This is a genomic window from Streptomyces sp. NPDC058008 (genome assembly GCF_042886395.1).
Classification (GTDB): domain Bacteria; phylum Actinomycetota; class Actinomycetes; order Streptomycetales; family Streptomycetaceae; genus Streptomyces.
This window is the reverse complement of sequence record NZ_JBHVQX010000039.1, coordinates 1-16,006: the sequence shown is the minus strand read 5'-3', so window position 1 is coordinate 16,006 and position 16,006 is coordinate 1. Positions and strand designations below refer to the sequence as shown.

At 71.3% G+C, this 16,006-nt stretch carries 18 protein-coding genes; 5 read left to right on the top strand and 13 right to left on the bottom strand.

The window, feature by feature from the left end:
• Positions 1-14 precede the first annotated feature (14 nt).
• Positions 15-899, top strand: coding sequence for a 4-hydroxy-tetrahydrodipicolinate synthase (gene dapA / locus ACFVS9_RS29875; protein ID WP_383118130.1), 885 nt, complete (start codon positions 15-17; stop codon positions 897-899).
• Here the strand turns inward: dapA and dapD are convergent.
• From dapD to ACFVS9_RS29860, 3 genes are all read right to left on the bottom strand, one after another.
• Complete coding sequence (gene dapD, locus ACFVS9_RS29870; RefSeq protein ID WP_383118129.1) at positions 896-1,894, bottom strand: 2,3,4,5-tetrahydropyridine-2,6-dicarboxylate N-succinyltransferase; 999 nt, start codon at positions 1,892-1,894, stop codon at positions 896-898. The genes dapA and dapD overlap by 4 nt on opposite strands.
• A gap of 144 nt (positions 1,895-2,038) precedes the next feature.
• Entirely contained in the window at positions 2,039-2,596 is a 558-nt protein-coding gene (locus ACFVS9_RS29865) for a TetR/AcrR family transcriptional regulator (RefSeq protein WP_383118128.1), read from the bottom strand.
• Positions 2,596-2,916, bottom strand: a complete 321-nt coding sequence (locus ACFVS9_RS29860; protein WP_383118127.1) for a DMT family transporter — start codon at positions 2,914-2,916, stop codon at positions 2,596-2,598. The genes ACFVS9_RS29865 and ACFVS9_RS29860 overlap by 1 nt, the downstream gene beginning before the upstream one ends.
• A gap of 157 nt (positions 2,917-3,073) precedes the next feature.
• Between ACFVS9_RS29860 and ACFVS9_RS29855 the strand changes: the two genes are divergently transcribed.
• The gene (locus tag ACFVS9_RS29855; RefSeq protein WP_389937345.1) at positions 3,074-4,228 is read left to right on the top strand and encodes a hypothetical protein; all 1,155 of its coding nucleotides are present in this window, start codon (positions 3,074-3,076) and stop codon (positions 4,226-4,228) included.
• Positions 4,229-4,364: 136 nt separating this feature from the next.
• Here the strand turns inward: ACFVS9_RS29855 and ACFVS9_RS29850 are convergent, their stop codons facing one another.
• The 10 genes from ACFVS9_RS29850 to ACFVS9_RS29805 all read right to left on the bottom strand — a co-directional run bounded on the left by ACFVS9_RS29850 (position 4,365) and on the right by ACFVS9_RS29805 (position 12,946).
• A complete protein-coding gene (locus ACFVS9_RS29850; protein ID WP_389937342.1) occupies positions 4,365-4,730 on the bottom strand; it encodes a VOC family protein in 366 nt (121 codons plus the stop codon).
• A 66-nt stretch (positions 4,731-4,796) separates the two neighbouring features.
• Positions 4,797-6,188, bottom strand: coding sequence for a hypothetical protein (locus tag ACFVS9_RS29845; protein ID WP_389937339.1), 1,392 nt, complete (start codon positions 6,186-6,188; stop codon positions 4,797-4,799).
• Between the two features lie 142 nt (positions 6,189-6,330).
• Positions 6,331-6,669 (bottom strand): metal-sulfur cluster assembly factor, encoded by a 339-nt coding sequence (locus tag ACFVS9_RS29840; RefSeq protein ID WP_093539690.1) that lies wholly within the window; start codon positions 6,667-6,669, stop codon positions 6,331-6,333.
• Positions 6,666-7,121 (bottom strand): Fe-S cluster assembly sulfur transfer protein SufU, encoded by a 456-nt coding sequence (sufU, locus tag ACFVS9_RS29835; protein ID WP_383118123.1) that lies wholly within the window; start codon positions 7,119-7,121, stop codon positions 6,666-6,668. Before sufU ends, ACFVS9_RS29840 begins: the two co-directional genes overlap by 4 nt.
• Positions 7,122-7,137: 16 nt before the next feature.
• A complete protein-coding gene (locus ACFVS9_RS29830; protein WP_383118122.1) occupies positions 7,138-8,406 on the bottom strand; it encodes a cysteine desulfurase in 1,269 nt (422 codons plus the stop codon).
• A complete protein-coding gene (gene sufC, locus ACFVS9_RS29825) occupies positions 8,403-9,167 on the bottom strand; it encodes a Fe-S cluster assembly ATPase SufC (RefSeq protein WP_383118121.1) in 765 nt (254 codons plus the stop codon). Before sufC ends, ACFVS9_RS29830 begins: the two co-directional genes overlap by 4 nt.
• A 7-nt stretch (positions 9,168-9,174) precedes the next feature.
• Positions 9,175-9,492 (bottom strand): bifunctional 3-phenylpropionate/cinnamic acid dioxygenase ferredoxin subunit, encoded by a 318-nt coding sequence (locus ACFVS9_RS29820; protein ID WP_014156911.1) that lies wholly within the window; start codon positions 9,490-9,492, stop codon positions 9,175-9,177.
• Between the two features lies 1 nt (position 9,493).
• Entirely contained in the window at positions 9,494-10,711 is a 1,218-nt protein-coding gene (gene sufD, locus ACFVS9_RS29815; RefSeq protein ID WP_389937334.1) for a Fe-S cluster assembly protein SufD, read from the bottom strand.
• Positions 10,712-10,778: 67 nt separating this feature from the next.
• The gene (gene sufB, locus ACFVS9_RS29810; protein ID WP_383118119.1) at positions 10,779-12,200 is read right to left on the bottom strand and encodes a Fe-S cluster assembly protein SufB; all 1,422 of its coding nucleotides are present in this window, start codon (positions 12,198-12,200) and stop codon (positions 10,779-10,781) included.
• A complete protein-coding gene (locus ACFVS9_RS29805; protein WP_383118118.1) occupies positions 12,197-12,946 on the bottom strand; it encodes a helix-turn-helix transcriptional regulator in 750 nt (249 codons plus the stop codon). The genes sufB and ACFVS9_RS29805 overlap by 4 nt, the downstream gene beginning before the upstream one ends.
• A gap of 234 nt (positions 12,947-13,180) precedes the next feature.
• Here ACFVS9_RS29805 and ACFVS9_RS29800 point away from each other — a divergent pair, with 234 nt between their 5' ends.
• From ACFVS9_RS29800 to ACFVS9_RS29790, 3 genes are all read left to right on the top strand, one after another.
• Entirely contained in the window at positions 13,181-14,107 is a 927-nt protein-coding gene (locus ACFVS9_RS29800) for an ABC transporter ATP-binding protein (protein ID WP_389937329.1), read from the top strand.
• Positions 14,104-14,871 (top strand): ABC transporter permease, encoded by a 768-nt coding sequence (locus tag ACFVS9_RS29795; RefSeq protein WP_383118116.1) that lies wholly within the window; start codon positions 14,104-14,106, stop codon positions 14,869-14,871. The genes ACFVS9_RS29800 and ACFVS9_RS29795 overlap by 4 nt, the downstream gene beginning before the upstream one ends.
• Positions 14,872-14,955: 84 nt before the next feature.
• Complete coding sequence (locus tag ACFVS9_RS29790; RefSeq protein ID WP_383118135.1) at positions 14,956-15,936, top strand: heme A synthase; 981 nt, start codon at positions 14,956-14,958, stop codon at positions 15,934-15,936.
• Positions 15,937-16,006 lie beyond the last annotated feature (70 nt).

Here is a 16,006-nt window from a genome sequence, read left to right as displayed (position 1 = left end):
CCGAGACTGCGAACATGACATCCCACACCCCCGGGCCCTTCGGCCGCGCCCTCTGCGCCATGATCACGCCGTTCACCGCCGGCGGTGACCTGGACCTGGACACCGCCCGCCGCCACGCCGCCGCCCTCGTCGCGGACGGCTGCGACGGCCTGGTGCTCAGCGGCACCACGGGCGAGTCGCCGACCACATCGGACACGGAGAAGACCGCGCTGCTGCGGGCCGTCCGGGAGGCCGTCGGCGACGCGGTCCCGCTGATCGCGGGGGTGGGCAGTGCCGACACCCGGCACACGGTCCGGCTCGCCCAGGAGGCCGAGGCGGCGGGCGCGGACGGGCTGCTGGTGGTCACGCCGTACTACAGCCGCCCGCCGCAGGCCGCCGTGGAGGCGCACTTCCTGCGGGTCGCGGAGGCGACGGGCATCGGGCTCATGCTCTACGACATCCCGGGCCGCACCGGCACCAGGATCGAACCGGCGACCCTGCTGCGCCTGGCGGAACACCCGCGCGTCCTCGCGGTCAAGGACTGCTCGTACGACCTGCTCGCCGCCGCCAAGGTGATGGCGCGGACCCCGCTGGCGTACTACTCGGGCTGCGAGGAGCTGAACCTCCCGCTGTACGCCCTGGGCGGGGCCGGATTCGTCAGTACGGTCGCCAACGTGGCCCCGCGTCAGCTCCGGGCCGTGCTGGACGCGTTCGACGCGGGTGACACCGCGGAGGCCGCCCGGCTCAACGGGCTCGCCGTCCCGCTGATCGAGGCCATGATGGCGGCCGGCCTGCCCGGCACCGTGACGGTGAAGGCCCTGCTGGACGCGGGCCCGGTCCGCGAACCGCTGCAGCCCGCCGGCCGCGAGGCGGCCGACGGGCTGCGGGTGCTGCGCGAGGAACTCCTCGCCGCCGGTTAGTCGTTGCTGTGCAGTACGTCGTTGAGCCCGTCCCACACCGCGTTGTTCGGGCGGGCTTCGACGGCACCGGTGACCGAGTTGCGGCGGAAGAGGATGTTCGAGGCGCCGGACAGCTCCCGCGCCTTGACGATCTGCCCGTCCGGCATCGTGACCCGGGTGCCCGCCGTGACGTACAGCCCGGCCTCGACGACGCACTCGTCGCCGAGCGCGATCCCGACACCGGCCTCGGCACCGATCAGGCAGCGCTGCCCGATCGCGATGCGCTCCTTGCCGCCGCCGGACAGCGTGCCCATGGTGGAGGCGCCGCCGCCGATGTCGGACCCGTCGCCGATGACGACACCGGCCGAGATGCGGCCCTCGACCATGGAGGTGCCGAGGGTGCCCGCGTTGAAGTTGACGAAGCCCTCGTGCATCACGGTCGTGCCGGAGGCCAGGTGCGCCCCGAGCCTGACGCGGTCCGCGTCGGCGATCCGCACGCCCTTGGGCGCGACGTAGTCCGTCATCCGGGGGAACTTGTCCACCGAGGTGACCTGGAGGTGCAGGCCCTCGGCACGGGCGTTGAGCCGGACCTTCTCCAGGTCGTCGACGGCGACCGGGCCGAGCGAGGTCCAGGCGACGTTGGCGAGGAAGCCGAAGACGCCGTCGAGGTTCTGCCCGTGGGGCCGGACGAGACGGTGCGAGAGCAGGTGCAGCCGCAGGTAGGTGTCGTGCGCGTCGAGCGGCTTGTCGTCCAGCGAGGAGATGACCGTGGACACGGCGACGATCTCCACCCCACGGCGCGCGTCCACGCCGATGGCGCCGGCCGCGCCCTCACCGAGGCGGTTCACCGCCTCTTCGGGGCTCAGGCGCTGCGTGCCGGCCGGTCCGGGCTCGGCGACGAGCTCGGGGGCGGGGAACCAGGTGTCGAGGACGGTGCCGTCACCGGCGATGGTGGCGAGGCCGGCGGCGACGGCGCCGGTGGTGCGGGCGGAGCCCTGGGAAGTCGTGTCGGTCATGAACAGAACCTAACCGTCCGAGCCCCGCGCGGGCGAACCGGTCTCAGCAGCCGGAGCGTGTCCGTCCACCGGAGCTCCCGCGCGTACCGGGGTCCGCCCGGCCGCCGCACCGCCAGGAGACGGCCCGGTGGGCGGCGCACCGCCTCACCGCCCGGAGGCCGCCGCCCCCTCGACGACCCTGGCGAGCATGTCCCTGGTGTACTCCGGGTCGAACTCGCCCCCGGTGAGCAGCACCTGGAGGCTGATCCCGTCCAGCAGCGCGGTGAGCCCCCGCGCGGTGGCCCGGTCGGTGCGGTGGGCGATCAGCGCGTACAGGGCGTCGGCCCACTCGGTGGCGACCGGCCGCAGGGCGGGCCTGCGCAGGGCGGCGAGGTACAGCTCGTACTCCAGCGCCAGGGGCCCGCGCCCCGCCTCGAACCACACCCCCAGCAGCCGGGCCAGTTCGTCCGCGAGCGGGACCGTGGGGTCACGGAAGTGCGGGCTGTCCCGTACCGTCCGGGCGAAGCTCTCGTTGGACCGGCGCAGGGCGGCGGTCAGCAGTTCGTCGAGCGAGGCGAAGTGGTACGTCGTCGAGCCGAGCGGCACGTCGGCCTCGGCCGCCACGGTGCGGTGGCTGAGCCCGCCGATGCCCCGGTCGGCGACGACGCGGAGGGCCGCGTCGATGATGCGTTCGCGCCGCTCGGGGTCGTACCGCCGGGCCATCAGTGGGCTCCCCCGAGGTTGAGGACGACGACCCCCGCGATGATCAGCGCGATCCCGGCGAGCTTGGCGGGGGTCATGGACTCCCCCAGCCAGAGGATCCCGATGGCGGCGACGGCCGCGGTGCCCACGCCCGCCCAGATCGCGTAGGCGGTGCCGATGGAGAGCGTCTTCAGCGTCTGGGCGAGCAGCGCGAAGGCCAGCACGTATCCCACGACCGTGGCGAGCGAGGGCCACAGCCGGGTGAAGCCGTCGCTGTATTTCATGGCCGTCGTCGCGGCCACCTCCGCCGCGATGGCCCCGGCCAGCAGTCCGTATCCCATGCGTACGATCGTACACAACGGTGTGTACGCCTGTACACATCCCCGGGTGTCCGTTCCGGGCCGGTCGGGACCGGATTCACCCGCGGCCGGGGACGCTACGGTGTCCCGAACCGGTAGGACCTGATGACGACCGGACGATACGAACAACGGAGCAGTGGTGGCGCAGGACGCAGGGTGGGGCGGGGGCGCCTACGGGGGCGCGCGGTACGGCGGTCATCCCTTCGGAGGACCACCGGGGTGGGGCGGCTGGGTGCCGCCGCCGAAGCCGGGGGTGATACCGCTCGCCCCGCTGGGGCTGGGGGAACTCCTGGGCGGGGCGTTCTCGACGATGGGCAGGTACGGCAAGCAGCTCTTCGGCACGGCCGCCGCCCTCTACGGCGGCGCGGCGCTCCTGATGGCGACGGCGGTGGCCGTCACCTACTCCGCGGTCTCCGACCACCTGGACCGGGTGGTGTCCCTCGACCGCGGTGAGGGGCCGTCGTCCACGGACATCGTTCCGCTGGTGACCGGGGGCGCGATCCTCGTCCTGCTGGGGTTCGTCGTCATGGCGGTCGTCTCCGGCCTGATGTACGCGGTGGTCCCGGCGGTGCTCCAGGAGGCCGTCCTGGGCAGGCCCGTCACCTTCGCGGCGTTGTGGCGCAAGGCCTGGTCCCGTGTCGCCCCGGTGATCGGCACCCTGATCCTCACCTCCCTGCTGGCGATGGTGCCCGTACTGCTCCTCACGGCGGCCGTCTTCGGGCTGGTCATCAGCACCTTCGCCCTGGACGGCGGGGGCGGGGGCGCGGCGGTCGCCCTGTCGGTGGGCATCCTGGGCGCCCTGGCGACGGTGCCGCTGGCGGTCTGGCTCTACGTCAAGTTCTGCCTGGCACCGGCGGCCGTGGTCTTCGAGGGCCAGGGGCCCGTCGCCGCGCTGCGCCGCTCGTCCCAGCTGGTGCGCGGGGACTGGTGGCGGATCTTCGGCATCACCCTGCTGGCCGGGCTGATGGCGGGCGTGGCCGGCTACCTCGTCCAGATGCCGTTCACGGTCCTCGGCGTCTTCCCCGGCATGATCGGGACCTCGTCCCTCGACCAGGACCCCAGCCCCGCGGCGGTGATGGTCGCGGTGAGCGGCTACGTCGTCGCGACCCTGCTGGGGCAGCTGCTGAGCCAGATCATCTCGACCACGTTCCCCCAGCTGGTGTCCGGCCTGCTCTACGTCGACCGGAGGATCCGTACGGAGAACCTGGGCCCGGTGCTGGCGGAGGCCGCGGGCGTCCCCGCACAGGGCCCCCACCCGCGTCCGCCCTACGAGGACGCCGCCCCGCAGGGGTGAGCGGGGCGGGACCGGAACGCGCGGACGCCGCCGGGGCGTCCGCGCGACGGCCGGTCCGGGGCCGGGCGCTCACGGCGGGGTGCGGGGGCCTGCCCCGGACGCGGGGAACGGCCCCGGTGCCCGCCGGGCGGCGGACTCAGTCCACCAGCGACGTCTTCGGCCGGAGCACGCAGAACTCGTTGCCCTCGGGATCCGCCAGCACCACCCAGGTCACGTCCGTGCTCTGCCCGACGTCGACCCGCCGGGCGCCGAGCGCGATGATCCGCTCGACCTCGGTGGACAGGTCGTCCGGGGCCAGGTCGATGTGGAGGCGGTTCTTGACCGTCTTCCCCTCGGGCACGGGCAGGAAGCACATCCCGGGCAGGGCGGACGCGTCCGCACCGATGACGACCTCGTCCTCGTCCTCGAACAGCACCTGCCAGTCCAGCACCGCGCACCAGAAGCGGGCCAGTGACGGCAGGTCGTGGGCATCGACGGCGAGTTGGTACAAGCGGACGGCCATGCGGCCAGTCTGCCCGGCGGGCAGGGCCGCTGTCACGCGGAGCGGGAGCACCGCAACCGCGGTTCGTCAGCCGCCCACCGTGAACCAGGTGACCCGCGACTTCTTCCACTCGGCGTGGTCCAGGTCCTTGGCCGCGGTGCCGTCCCCGTACAGATCGGCCGCCCCCGCGTCCGTGATCACCTGGGTGCGCGTCCCGGGGACCGTCAGGTCCGGCACCGAGACGACGGCCTCCCAGCCGCCCGGGTCGGTGGTGGGCAGCCCGGTCCGCTCCACCGGCGCGTGGCCGGCGACGCCGTCCCAGCTGTAGAGGGCGTACGGGGCGGAGTTGTCGTCGGCCTCCCAGGAACCGGCCACGATCAGGTACTGGCCGGCGGCGTTCTTCCGGATGTCACGGATGGTCAGCCCGCCCAGGTCCAGCTCGACCGGTGTACCGAAGACGGGCTTCGCCCCGGCACCGGCCACCCGGTCGAAGTTGGTCACGGGCACGAGCAGGGCCTTGCCGCCCGCCTTCGGCGGGACGAGGGGCGCGCGGAAGCCGAGGTACGCGGTGGTCGTCGAGCCGGGCGCGAACTCCAGGCCCTCCACGTTGAACCCGTCGATCTGCTTGGGCGCCTCACCGTCCTCGGTACCCGCGGCGAAGCCGTACCGGTCCCCGTTCGCCTCGTCCCAGGCCACCAGGTCGTCGCGGAGCCTCTTGTACGAACCGCCGACCGTCAGCCGGGTGTCCGCCCCGGAACCGGTCACGGTCGTGGTGAAGACGGTGTTGCGGTCGGCCTTGTACACGCCGTCCTTGTTGTTGCCGAGCGAACCGGTCCAGTAGATGGTGTCACCGGCCCGCGCGCCGGCCTCGATGTCGATCTCCTTGCTCACCCCGAGGGCCGACGCGACGTCCCAGGTCCTCACCGGCGCGCCCGACCGCGAGAGGTCGTACAGGCGCAGGGTGTTGGACTCGTCGTCCGCCACGACGGCGTAGCCCCCGCCGACGTCCACCGCCGCGGAGGCGTCGGAGGAGCCGGTCGTGTAGCGGGTGTCGGCGGAGTTCAGCACGGCGGCCGAGGCCGCGTAGTGGAGCACCTTGGTGGCCGTCCGGCCGTCGAGGCCGGTGACCTTGACGGTGAGGTCGGTGTAGCCGCGGGCGCGCGCGGCGACGGAGACCCGGCGGGTGGTGCCGGTGCCCGTGACGGTCACGTCCGAGGTCCTGGCGACGGAGGACCGGGAGCTGGCGGAGGCCGCCACGGTGAGCGCCGCCGCGTCGGCGCCGCTCTGCGCGACGGTCACCTCCACCACGGGGTCGCCGGTGGCGCCGACGGCGCCGGACAGGTAGGAGGCCGAGAGGCTGATCGTCGGGGTTCCGTAGGCCGCGGCGTGCGCGGGCACGGCGCCGCCCAGTGCGGCCAGCGCGAGGATCCCGGCGGCGGCTGCCGCACGGCGGTTCTGGAGCGGGAGCTGATGCGACACTGCGGACCTCTCGTCGAAGTGGCGTGAAGGAGCAGGCTCCGGCCCCGGCACCAACGGCGGGCACACGGCACCGGTACGGCGGACGAACAACGCACGACGGCCCCCGGAGGACCGGGGGCCGTCAGTGACGTGGTGTCATGGATCAGACGTTGAAGCCGAGCGCGCGAAGCTGCTCGCGGCCGTCGTCGGTGATCTTGTCCGGCCCCCACGGCGGCATCCAGACCCAGTTGATCCGCAGCTCGTTGACGATACCGTCCGTCGCGGACTTCGCCTGGTCCTCGATGACGTCGGTCAGCGGGCAGGCCGCGGACGTCAGCGTCATGTCGAGGGTGGCGATGTTGGCGTCGTCGATGTGGATGCCGTAGATCAGGCCCAGGTTGACGACGTCGATCCCCAGCTCGGGGTCGACCACGTCGTACAGGGCCTCGCGGACCTCCTCCTCGGAGGCCGGCTTGGTCGTGAGAGTCTCGTTGTCGCTCATGCGGTCTTCCCTTCGGACAGCGCCTGCGCCGTCGCGTCCTTCCACGCCATCCAGCTCAGCAGCGCGCACTTGACCCGGGCCGGGTACTTGGAGACGCCGGCGAACGCGACCGCGTCCTCCAGCACCTCCTCCATCGCGTCGTCCGGCTCCAGCTGGCCCTTGGACTGCATCAGTTCCAGGAAGGTCTCCTGGATCTTCTGCGCCTCGCCGAGCTGCTTGCCGACGAGCAGCTCGTTGAGCACGGAGGCGCTGGCCTGGCTGATGGAGCAGCCCTGGCCCTCGTAACTGACGTCGGCGATGGTCTCGCCGTCGTACTTCACCCGGAGGGTGATCTCGTCGCCGCACGTCGGGTTGACGTGGTGCACCTCGGCGTCGCCGTCCCGCAGGCCACGCCCGTGGGGGTGCTTGTAGTGGTCCAGGATCACTTCCTGGTACATGGAGTCAAGCTTCACCAGTCAACCCTCGCCCTTAACCGAAAAAGTTCCGCACGTGCTCCAGACCGTCCACCAGGGCGTCGACCTCGGCGGGCGTGGAGTACAGATAGAACGACGCTCGCGTCGTCGCAGGAATTCCGTACCGCAGGCAGACCGGCCGTGCGCAGTGGTGTCCGACCCGGACGGCGATGCCCTGTTCGTCGAGCACCTGGCCCACGTCGTGGGGGTGGATGTCGCCGAGCGTGAAGGAGATCGTCGCCCCGCGGTCCTCGGCCGTCGCCGGACCGATGATCCGGAGGTCGGGGACCTCCAGGAGCCGGCGCACCGCGTACTCGGTGATGGCCTGCTCATGGCGGTGGATGTTCTCCATGCCGATGGCCGAGAGGTAGTCCACGGCCGCGCCGAGGCCGACGGCCTGCGCGATCGGGGGCGTCCCCGCCTCGAACTTGTGCGGCGCGGGGGCGTACGTCGACGAGTGCATCGACACGGTCTCGATCATCTCGCCGCCGCCGAGGAACGGCGGCAGGTCCTCCAGGAGCTCCTGCCGCCCCCAGAGCACACCGATGCCCGTCGGGCCGACCATCTTGTGGCCGGTGAAGGCCACGAAGTCGGCCTGCAGCGCCTGCACGTCGAGCACCATGTGCGGGGCGGCCTGCGAGGCGTCGATGCAGACCAGCGCGCCGACCTGCTGGGCGCGACGGATGATCTTCTCGACCGGGTTGATCGTGCCCATGATGTTCGAGACCAGCGTGAAGGAGACGATCTTCGTCTTCTCCGTGATGATCTCGTCGATGTCGGACAGGTCGAGGCGGCCGTCGTCGGTGATGCCGAACCACTTCAGCTTCGCGCCGGTGCGCTGCGAGAGCAGCTGCCACGGCACGATGTTGGAGTGGTGCTCCATCTCGGTGGTGACGATCTCGGTGTCACTGTCGACCCGGTAGGGCTCGTCCGCCCAGCCGAGCATGTTCGCGACGAGGTTGAGCGACTCCGAGGCGTTCTTGGTGAAGATCACCTCGTTGCGGCTGGGTGCGTTGATGAAGGCCGCGACCTTGTCGCGAGCGCCCTCGTACAGCGCGGTGGCCTCCTCCGCGATGGTGTACACACCGCGGTGGACGTTGGCGTTGTGCCGCTCGTAGTACTCACCGAGGGCGTCGAGCACCTGGCGCGGCTTCTGCGAGGTCGCCGCGCTGTCCAGGTACACGATCTTCTTGCCGTCGTGGACCGTGCGGTCCAGGATCGGGAAGTCCTTGCGGATCGCCTCGGTGTCGAGGAGGCCGGAGAGCCCCTGTCGGGCGTCAGTCACGCGGAAGCGCCACCCTTCACATATGCCTCGTAGCCCTCGTTCTCCAGCTTGTCGGCCAGCTCGGCGCCGCCGGACTCGGCGATGCGGCCGTTGGCGAAGACGTGCACGAAGTCGGGCTTGATGTAGCGGAGGATCCGCGTGTAGTGCGTGATCAGCAGGGTGCCGACCTCACCGCTCTCGCGGACCCGGTTGACGCCCTCGGAGACCACGCGCAGGGCGTCGACGTCCAGGCCGGAGTCGGTCTCGTCGAGGATGGCGATCTTCGGCTTGAGGAGCTCCAGCTGGAGGATCTCGTGGCGCTTCTTCTCACCGCCGGAGAAGCCCTCGTTGACGTTGCGCTCGGCGAAGGAGGGGTCCATCTGGAGCCCGGCCATCGTCTCCTTGACCTCCTTCACCCACGTCCGCAGCTTGGGGGCCTCACCGCGGACGGCGGTGGCGGAGGTGCGCAGGAAGTTGGAGACCGAGACACCGGGGATCTCGACCGGGTACTGCATGGCGAGGAACAGGCCGGCGCGGGCCCGCTCGTCCACGGTCATCTCCAGGACGTCCTCGCCGTCCAGGGTCACCGTGCCACTCGTGATCGTGTACTTGGGGTGACCCGCGAGCGAGTACGCGAGGGTGGACTTGCCGGACCCGTTCGGGCCCATGATGGCGTGGGTCTCGCCCTGCTTCACGGTCAGGTCGACGCCCTTGAGGATCTCCTTCGTGGCGTTGTCGGCCTCGACGGAGACGTGCAGGTCGCGGATTTCAAGCGTTGCCATGGGTGACTCAGGACTCCTGGGTGACGGAGACGAGCACATCGTCCCCTTCGATCTTTACGGGGTATACGGGGACGGGGCGCGTCGCGGGAAGACCGGACGGCTTGCCGGTGCGGAGGTCGAAGCTCGATCCGTGCAGCCAGCACTCGATCGCGCAGTCCTCCACCTCGCCCTCCGAGAGCGAGACGTTCGCGTGCGAGCAGATGTCGTTGATCGCGAACACCTCCCCCTCGGTGCGGACGACGGAGACCGGCGTGCCGTCGAGCTCCACCCTCTTGGGGGTGTCGTCCTCCAGCTCGCTCAGCGCACAGGCTTTGACGAAGGCCATCTCAGACCGACGCCTTCAGCTCGGCCTCGATCTTGTCGAGGAGCCTGTCCTCGACGTCCGGGAGGCCGATCTGCTGGACCAGCTCGGCGAAGAAGCCGCGCACGACGAGCCGGCGGGCCTCCTCGGCCGGGATACCGCGGGACTGCAGGTAGAACAGCTGCTCGTCGTCGAAGCGGCCGGTCGCGGAGGCGTGGCCGGCGCCGACGATCTCGCCGGTCTCGATCTCCAGGTTCGGTACCGAGTCGACACGGGCACCGTCGGTGAGAACCAGGTTGCGGTTCATCTCGTAGGTGTCGGTGCCCTCGGCGGCGGCCTGGATGAGCACGTCGCCGATCCACACGGCGTGGGCGTCGTCGCCCTGGAGCGCGCCCTTGTACACCGCGTTGGACTTGCAGTGCGGGGTGTTGTGGTCGACCAGGAGGCGGTGCTCCTGGTGCTGGCCCTTGTCGGTGAAGTAGAGGCCGAAGAGCTCGGCCTCCCCGCCGGGCGCGGCGTAGGCGACCCGGGGGTGGAGACGGACGAGGTCCCCGCCGAACGTCACGACGACGGACTTGAACGAGGCGTCGCGGCCGACCAGCGCGTTGTGCTGGCCGACGTGGACGGCCGTGTCGTCCCAGTCCTGGACGGAGACGACGGTCAGCTTGGCGCCGTCGCCCAGGACGTAGTCGACGTTGGCCGCGAGCACGGCGTCACCGGTGTGGTCGATGACGACGACGGCCTCGGCGAAGGCTCCCAGCTCGATGACCTGGTGGCCGTAGGCCACACCGCCCTCGCCGTGCACGGCGATCCGGACGGGCTCGGTGAGCACGGCCTCCTTGGCGACCGTGACGACCGAGGCCTGCCGGAAGGAGGAGTACGCCTGGGCGGCGACCCGGTCCACCGGCATGCCGGCCCTGCCGAGCCGCTCGTCGTCGCGGCCGACGGTCTCGACCGTGACGCCGGAGGGCGCCTCGATCACGACCTTGACGCCGTCACCGGTGGCGACGGCGGTGCCGTCGTGGAGACCACGCAGCCGCTCCAGCGGCGTGAACCGCCATTCCTCCTCGCGGCCGTGCGGGACCGGGAAGTCCGCGACGTCGAAGGACGGCGGCGCGCTCATGCGCGTGGCGACGGTGGACTCGGCCGCCACCGCGATGGAACCGGCGGTGGTGGAGCCCGCCGGAGGGGGTCCCCCCGCTCGCGCGGAGCCGAGAGTGGGGGAGTTCTGAGCCTCAGCCATGGCTGTCGTAGTGCTCGCTTTCTCAGTCAAGAACGTTCGGGGACGATCGGCTAACGGCGGTGCCGTGCTAGCCGACCGAGCCCTCCATCTGCAGCTCGATCAGCCGGTTGAGCTCCAGGGCGTACTCCATGGGCAGCTCCTTGGCGATCGGCTCGACGAAGCCGCGCACGATCATCGCCATGGCCTCGAACTCGGTCATGCCGCGGCTCATCAGGTAGAAGAGCTGGTCCTCGGAGACCTTGGAGACCGTCGCCTCGTGCCCCATCGACACGTCGTCCTCGCGGACGTCGACGTACGGGTAGGTGTCGGAGCGCGAGATGGTGTCCACCAGCAGCGCGTCGCACAGCACGTTGGACTTGGCGCCCGGGGCACCCTCGCCGATCTCGATGAGACCGCGGTAGGAGGTGCGGCCGCCGCCTCGCGCCACCGACTTGGAGACGATGTTGGAGGAGGTGTTCGGTGCCATGTGGACCATCTTGGCGCCGGCGTCCTGGTGCTGGCCCTCGCCCGCGAAGGCGATGGACAGGGTCTCGCCCTTGGCGTGCTCGCCCATCAGGTAGACGGCCGGGTACTTCATGGTGACCTTGGAGCCGATGTTGCCGTCGACCCACTCCATGGTCGCGCCCTCGTACGCCACGGCGCGCTTGGTGACCAGGTTGTAGACGTTGTTCGACCAGTTCTGGATGGTCGTGTAGCGGCAGCGGCCGCCCTTCTTCACGATGATCTCGACGACCGCGGAGTGCAGCGAGTCCGAGGAGTAGATCGGCGCGGTGCAGCCCTCGACGTAGTGGACGTAGGCGTCCTCGTCGACGATGATCAGCGTCCGCTCGAACTGGCCCATGTTCTCCGTGTTGATACGGAAGTAGGCCTGGAGCGGGATCTCGACGTGCACGCCCTTCGGCACGTAGATGAAGGAGCCGCCGGACCACACGGCGGAGTTCAGCGAGGCGAACTTGTTGTCACCGACGGGGATGACGGTGCCGAAGTACTCCTTGAAGAGCTCCGGGTGCTCCTTCAGCGCGGTGTCGGTGTCCATGAAGATGACACCCTGCGCCTCCAGCTCCTCGTTGATCTGGTGGTAGACGACCTCGGACTCGTACTGCGCGGCGACACCGGCGACGAGGCGCTGCTTCTCCGCCTCGGGGATGCCGAGCTTGTCGTACGTGTTCTTGATGTCCTCGGGCAGGTCCTCCCAGGACTCCGCCTGCTTCTCCGTGGACCGCACGAAGTACTTGATGTTGTCGAAGTCGATGCCCGACAGGTCCGAGCCCCAGTTCGGCATGGGCTTCTTGTCGAACAGCTTCAGGCCCTTGAGCCGGAGCTTGAGCATCCACTCCGGCTCGTTCTTCTTCTCCGAGATGTCGCGGACGACAGCTTCGGACAGGCCGCGCTTCGCCGCCGCGCCTGCCGCGTCGGAGTCGGCCCAGCCGAATTCGTACGTGCCCAGGCCATCGAGCTCAGGGTGGGCAGTCTCCGTAGGGAGCGTCATGCGGGGTTCCTCCCGGCCGTACTTGCAGATGCTGATTGAGTGGTCTGTGGAGCCTGTGCTGCTGCGGGGCTGCTGCGCGGGACGAACGTCGTGCACACGCCGTCGCCGTGGGCGAGGGTGGCGAGACGCTGTACATGGGTCCCGAGCAGGCTGGAGAAGAATTCCGTCTCCGCCTCGCACAGCTGCGGGAACTGCTCGGCCACGTGCGCGACCGGGCAGTGGTGCTGGCACAGCTGCTCGCCCTGCTGGGGGCCCGGCGCGCTACGCGCCGTAGCAGCGTACCCGTCGGCCGACAAGGCCTTGGCCAAGGCCTCGGTGCGGGTCTCGGGGCCCGCGGCCTCGATCACCGCCCGGTACGTCTCGGACTGGGAGGCCATCCTGGCGCGGGCGAAGGCGACGAGCGCCTCGTCCCCCGCCGTGTCGGCGATCCAGCGGAGCGCGTCGGCGGCGAGCTTGTCGTAGGACTGGTCGAAGGCGTCCCGGCCGCAGTCGGTGAGGGCGAAGACCTTGGCCGGACGGCCACGGGTCCGTGCCCCGTACACCCGCTGTTCGCGGGCCTCGACCACGTCGTCCGAGACGAGGGCGTCGAGGTGGCGCCGCACGGCCGCCTGCGTCAGGCCGACCCGCTTCGCCAGGTCGGCGGCGGTGGACGGGCCGTGGTCCAGGATGGAGCGCGCGACCCTGTTGCGCGTCGAGCGCTCACCGGTCGCGAGTTCCTCCTGGGGAGCCTCGCCAACGTATTTCACAACGCCATTGTTGCGTAATTCCTTCGGGCGTGACAACCCGCCTCCGGGCCGGGCGCGGTGCCCTTCATCACTTAGGCACACCTAAGTTGACCTGCGGAAACAGACGATCACGCCAGGCCACCGCAGGTGGGCGCCGTCGGAGCCGGCCGGCCGCCGGGCCTCCGGGAACGCCTCGGGGACCCGGGGGAACCCGGCGCGCCGGACCCCCGCACCACCGGCCTAGACTTGCCCGCCATGAGCAGTGAGCCCGTCGTACAGGCCAGGGGCCTCGTCAAGCGGTACGGCACGAGAACGGCGGTGGACGGCCTCGACCTGGAGGTCGCGGCGGGCGCGGTGACCGCGGTCCTGGGCCCCAACGGCGCCGGCAAGACCACCACGGTCGAGACCTTCGAGGGCTACCGGCGGCCGGACGCCGGGACCGTACGGGTCCTCGGCCTGGACCCGGTCGCGGACGCCGCGTCGCTGCGCCCCCGCATCGGCGTGATGCTCCAGTCCGGCGGCGTGTACTCCGGCGCCCGGGCCGACGAGATGCTGCGCCACATGGCGAAGCTGCACGCCCACCCGCTGGACGTCGGCGCGCTCGTCGAACGCCTCGGACTCGGCGGCTGCGGCCGGACCGCCTACCGCCGGCTCTCCGGCGGCCAGCAGCAGCGTCTCGCGCTGGCGATGGCCGTCGTCGGCCGCCCCGAGCTGGTCTTCCTGGACGAGCCGACGGCGGGGCTCGACCCGCAGGCCCGCCGCTCGACCTGGGACCTCGTGCGGGAGCTGCGCGCCGACGGGGTGTCGGTCGTGCTGACCACCCACTTCATGGACGAGGCCGAGGAGCTCGCCGACGACGTCGCCGTCATCGACGCCGGGCGGGTCATCGCCCAGGGCAGCCCGGAGCAGCTGTGCCGCGGCGGCGCCGAGAACACGCTGCGCTTCACCGGGCGCCCCGGCCTCGACCTCGCCTCCCTGCTGAAGGCGCTGCCCGACGGCAGCGAGGCGGCCGAGCTGACCACCGGCGCGTACCGCATCACCGGGCGGATCGACCCCGAGCTGCTGGCGACCGTCACCTCCTGGTGCGCGCAGCACGGCGTGATGCCCGACGGGATCGCGGTGGAGCGGCACACCCTCGAGGACGTCTTCCTGGAACTGACCGGCAAGGAGCTGCGCGCATGAGCGCCGGTACGTACACCCCGCGCCCCGGCGCCGCCCCCCTCCCCCGCATGATCGCCGCGCAGGCCGTGCTGGAGACCCGGATGCTGCTGCGCAACGGCGAGCAGCTGCTGCTGACGGTGGTCATCCCGACGCTGCTGCTCGTGCTGTTCAGCGCGGTCGACATCGTCGACACGGGCGCGGCCGAGCCGGTGGACTTCCTGGCGCCCGGCGTGCTGGCGCTCGCGGTGATGTCCACGGCCTTCACGGGCCAGGCCATCGCGACGGGCTTCGAGCGGCGCTACGGCGTGCTCAAGCGGCTGGGCGCCTCGCCGCTGCCGCGCTGGGGCCTGATGGCGGCGAAGACCCTCGCGGTGCTGGTGACGGAGGTGCTCCAGGTCCTCCTGCTGACGGTGATCGCCTTCGCCCTGGGCTGGTCGCCGCGGGGTGGCCCCTTCGCCGTCCTGCTGCTCCTGGTGCTCGGCACCGTGGCCTTCTCGGGGCTCGGGCTGCTGATGGCGGGGACGCTGAAGGCGGAGGCGACGCTGGCCGCCGCCAATCTGGTCTTCCTGCTGCTGCTGGTCGGCGGCGGCGTCATCGTGCCGCTGGACCGCTTCCCGGACGCGGTGCGGCCGGTCCTGGACCTGCTGCCGATCTCGGCGCTCTCCGACGGGCTCAGGGAGGTCCTCCAGCACGGCTCGGCGATGCCCTGGGGCGACGCGGCGGTCCTGGCCGTGTGGGCGGTGCTGGGGCTGGGCGCCGCGGCACGGTTCTTCCGCTGGGAGTGAGCCGCCGCCGGGAGATGTCCGGGCTCGGCCGGGAATGCCGGAATGCCCACCCCTCGTGAAAACGTGCACAAGCCGTTCCCTACGATAGGGCGCGTGGAAACCCCCATCTCCTACATCGCCAAGCGCTGGACGCCGTCGGTGAGGACGGCCAGGCGTGCCGCGCTCGCCGCGGTGGTGATGAGCGTCTTCATCATCATCACCGGTGGCGCGGTCCGGCTGACCGGTTCCGGCCTGGGCTGCGACACCTGGCCCAAGTGCACCGACGACAGCCTCTTCGCCACCCCTGAACAGGGCCTGCACGGCGCCATCGAGTTCGGCAACCGGATGCTCACCTACGTCCTGTCGGCCGCGGTCGGCTGGGCGATCATCGCGGCGCGCTCCCTCAAGCCCCGGCGGCGCGGGCTCACCCGCCTGGCCTGGTCGCAGTTCTGGCTGGTGATGGGGAACGCCGTCATCGGCGGCATCACGGTCTGGGCCGGGCTCAACCCGTGGTCGGTGGCCGGCCACTTCCTGCTCGCCAACTGCCTTCTCACGGTGACGGTCGTCACCTGGGTGCGGATGGGCGAGGGCGACGGCGCACCGCGCCCGCGCGCCCCCCTGCCGGTGCGGCGGCTGTCCTGGGCCATCGTGGCCACCACCGTCGTCCTGATCGCGCTCGGCACCACCGTGACGGGTTCCGGCAAGCACGCCGGTGACAGCAGCGACGTACCGCGCATGCCGTGGGACTGGAGCTCCGCCGCCCACGTCCACGCCGTCGCCGCGTGGGTCGTCTGCGCCCTGGCCCTCGCGATGTGGTTCGCCCTGCGCGTCGTGGACGCCCCCGCCGACACCCGGGCCCGCGCCCGCGACCTGCTGGTCGTGCTGCTGGCGCAGGGTGCCATCGGCTACGTGCAGTACTTCAGCGACGTGCCGGAGATCCTCGTCGGCATCCACATGCTCGGCTCCTCGCTGATGTGGATCGCCGTGCTGCGCCTGCTCCTGTCGCTGCGGGAGCGCCCGGTGACCGCCGCCGGCGTTCCCGCCCCGGCGGCGGGCGGCCTGCCGGAGCGGGCGGCGGCGCACTGACCGGGCGGCCCCGGCCGCTCCCCCCGCACGCACGACGACGGCCCCGTCCACCGGCTGGACGGGGCCGTCG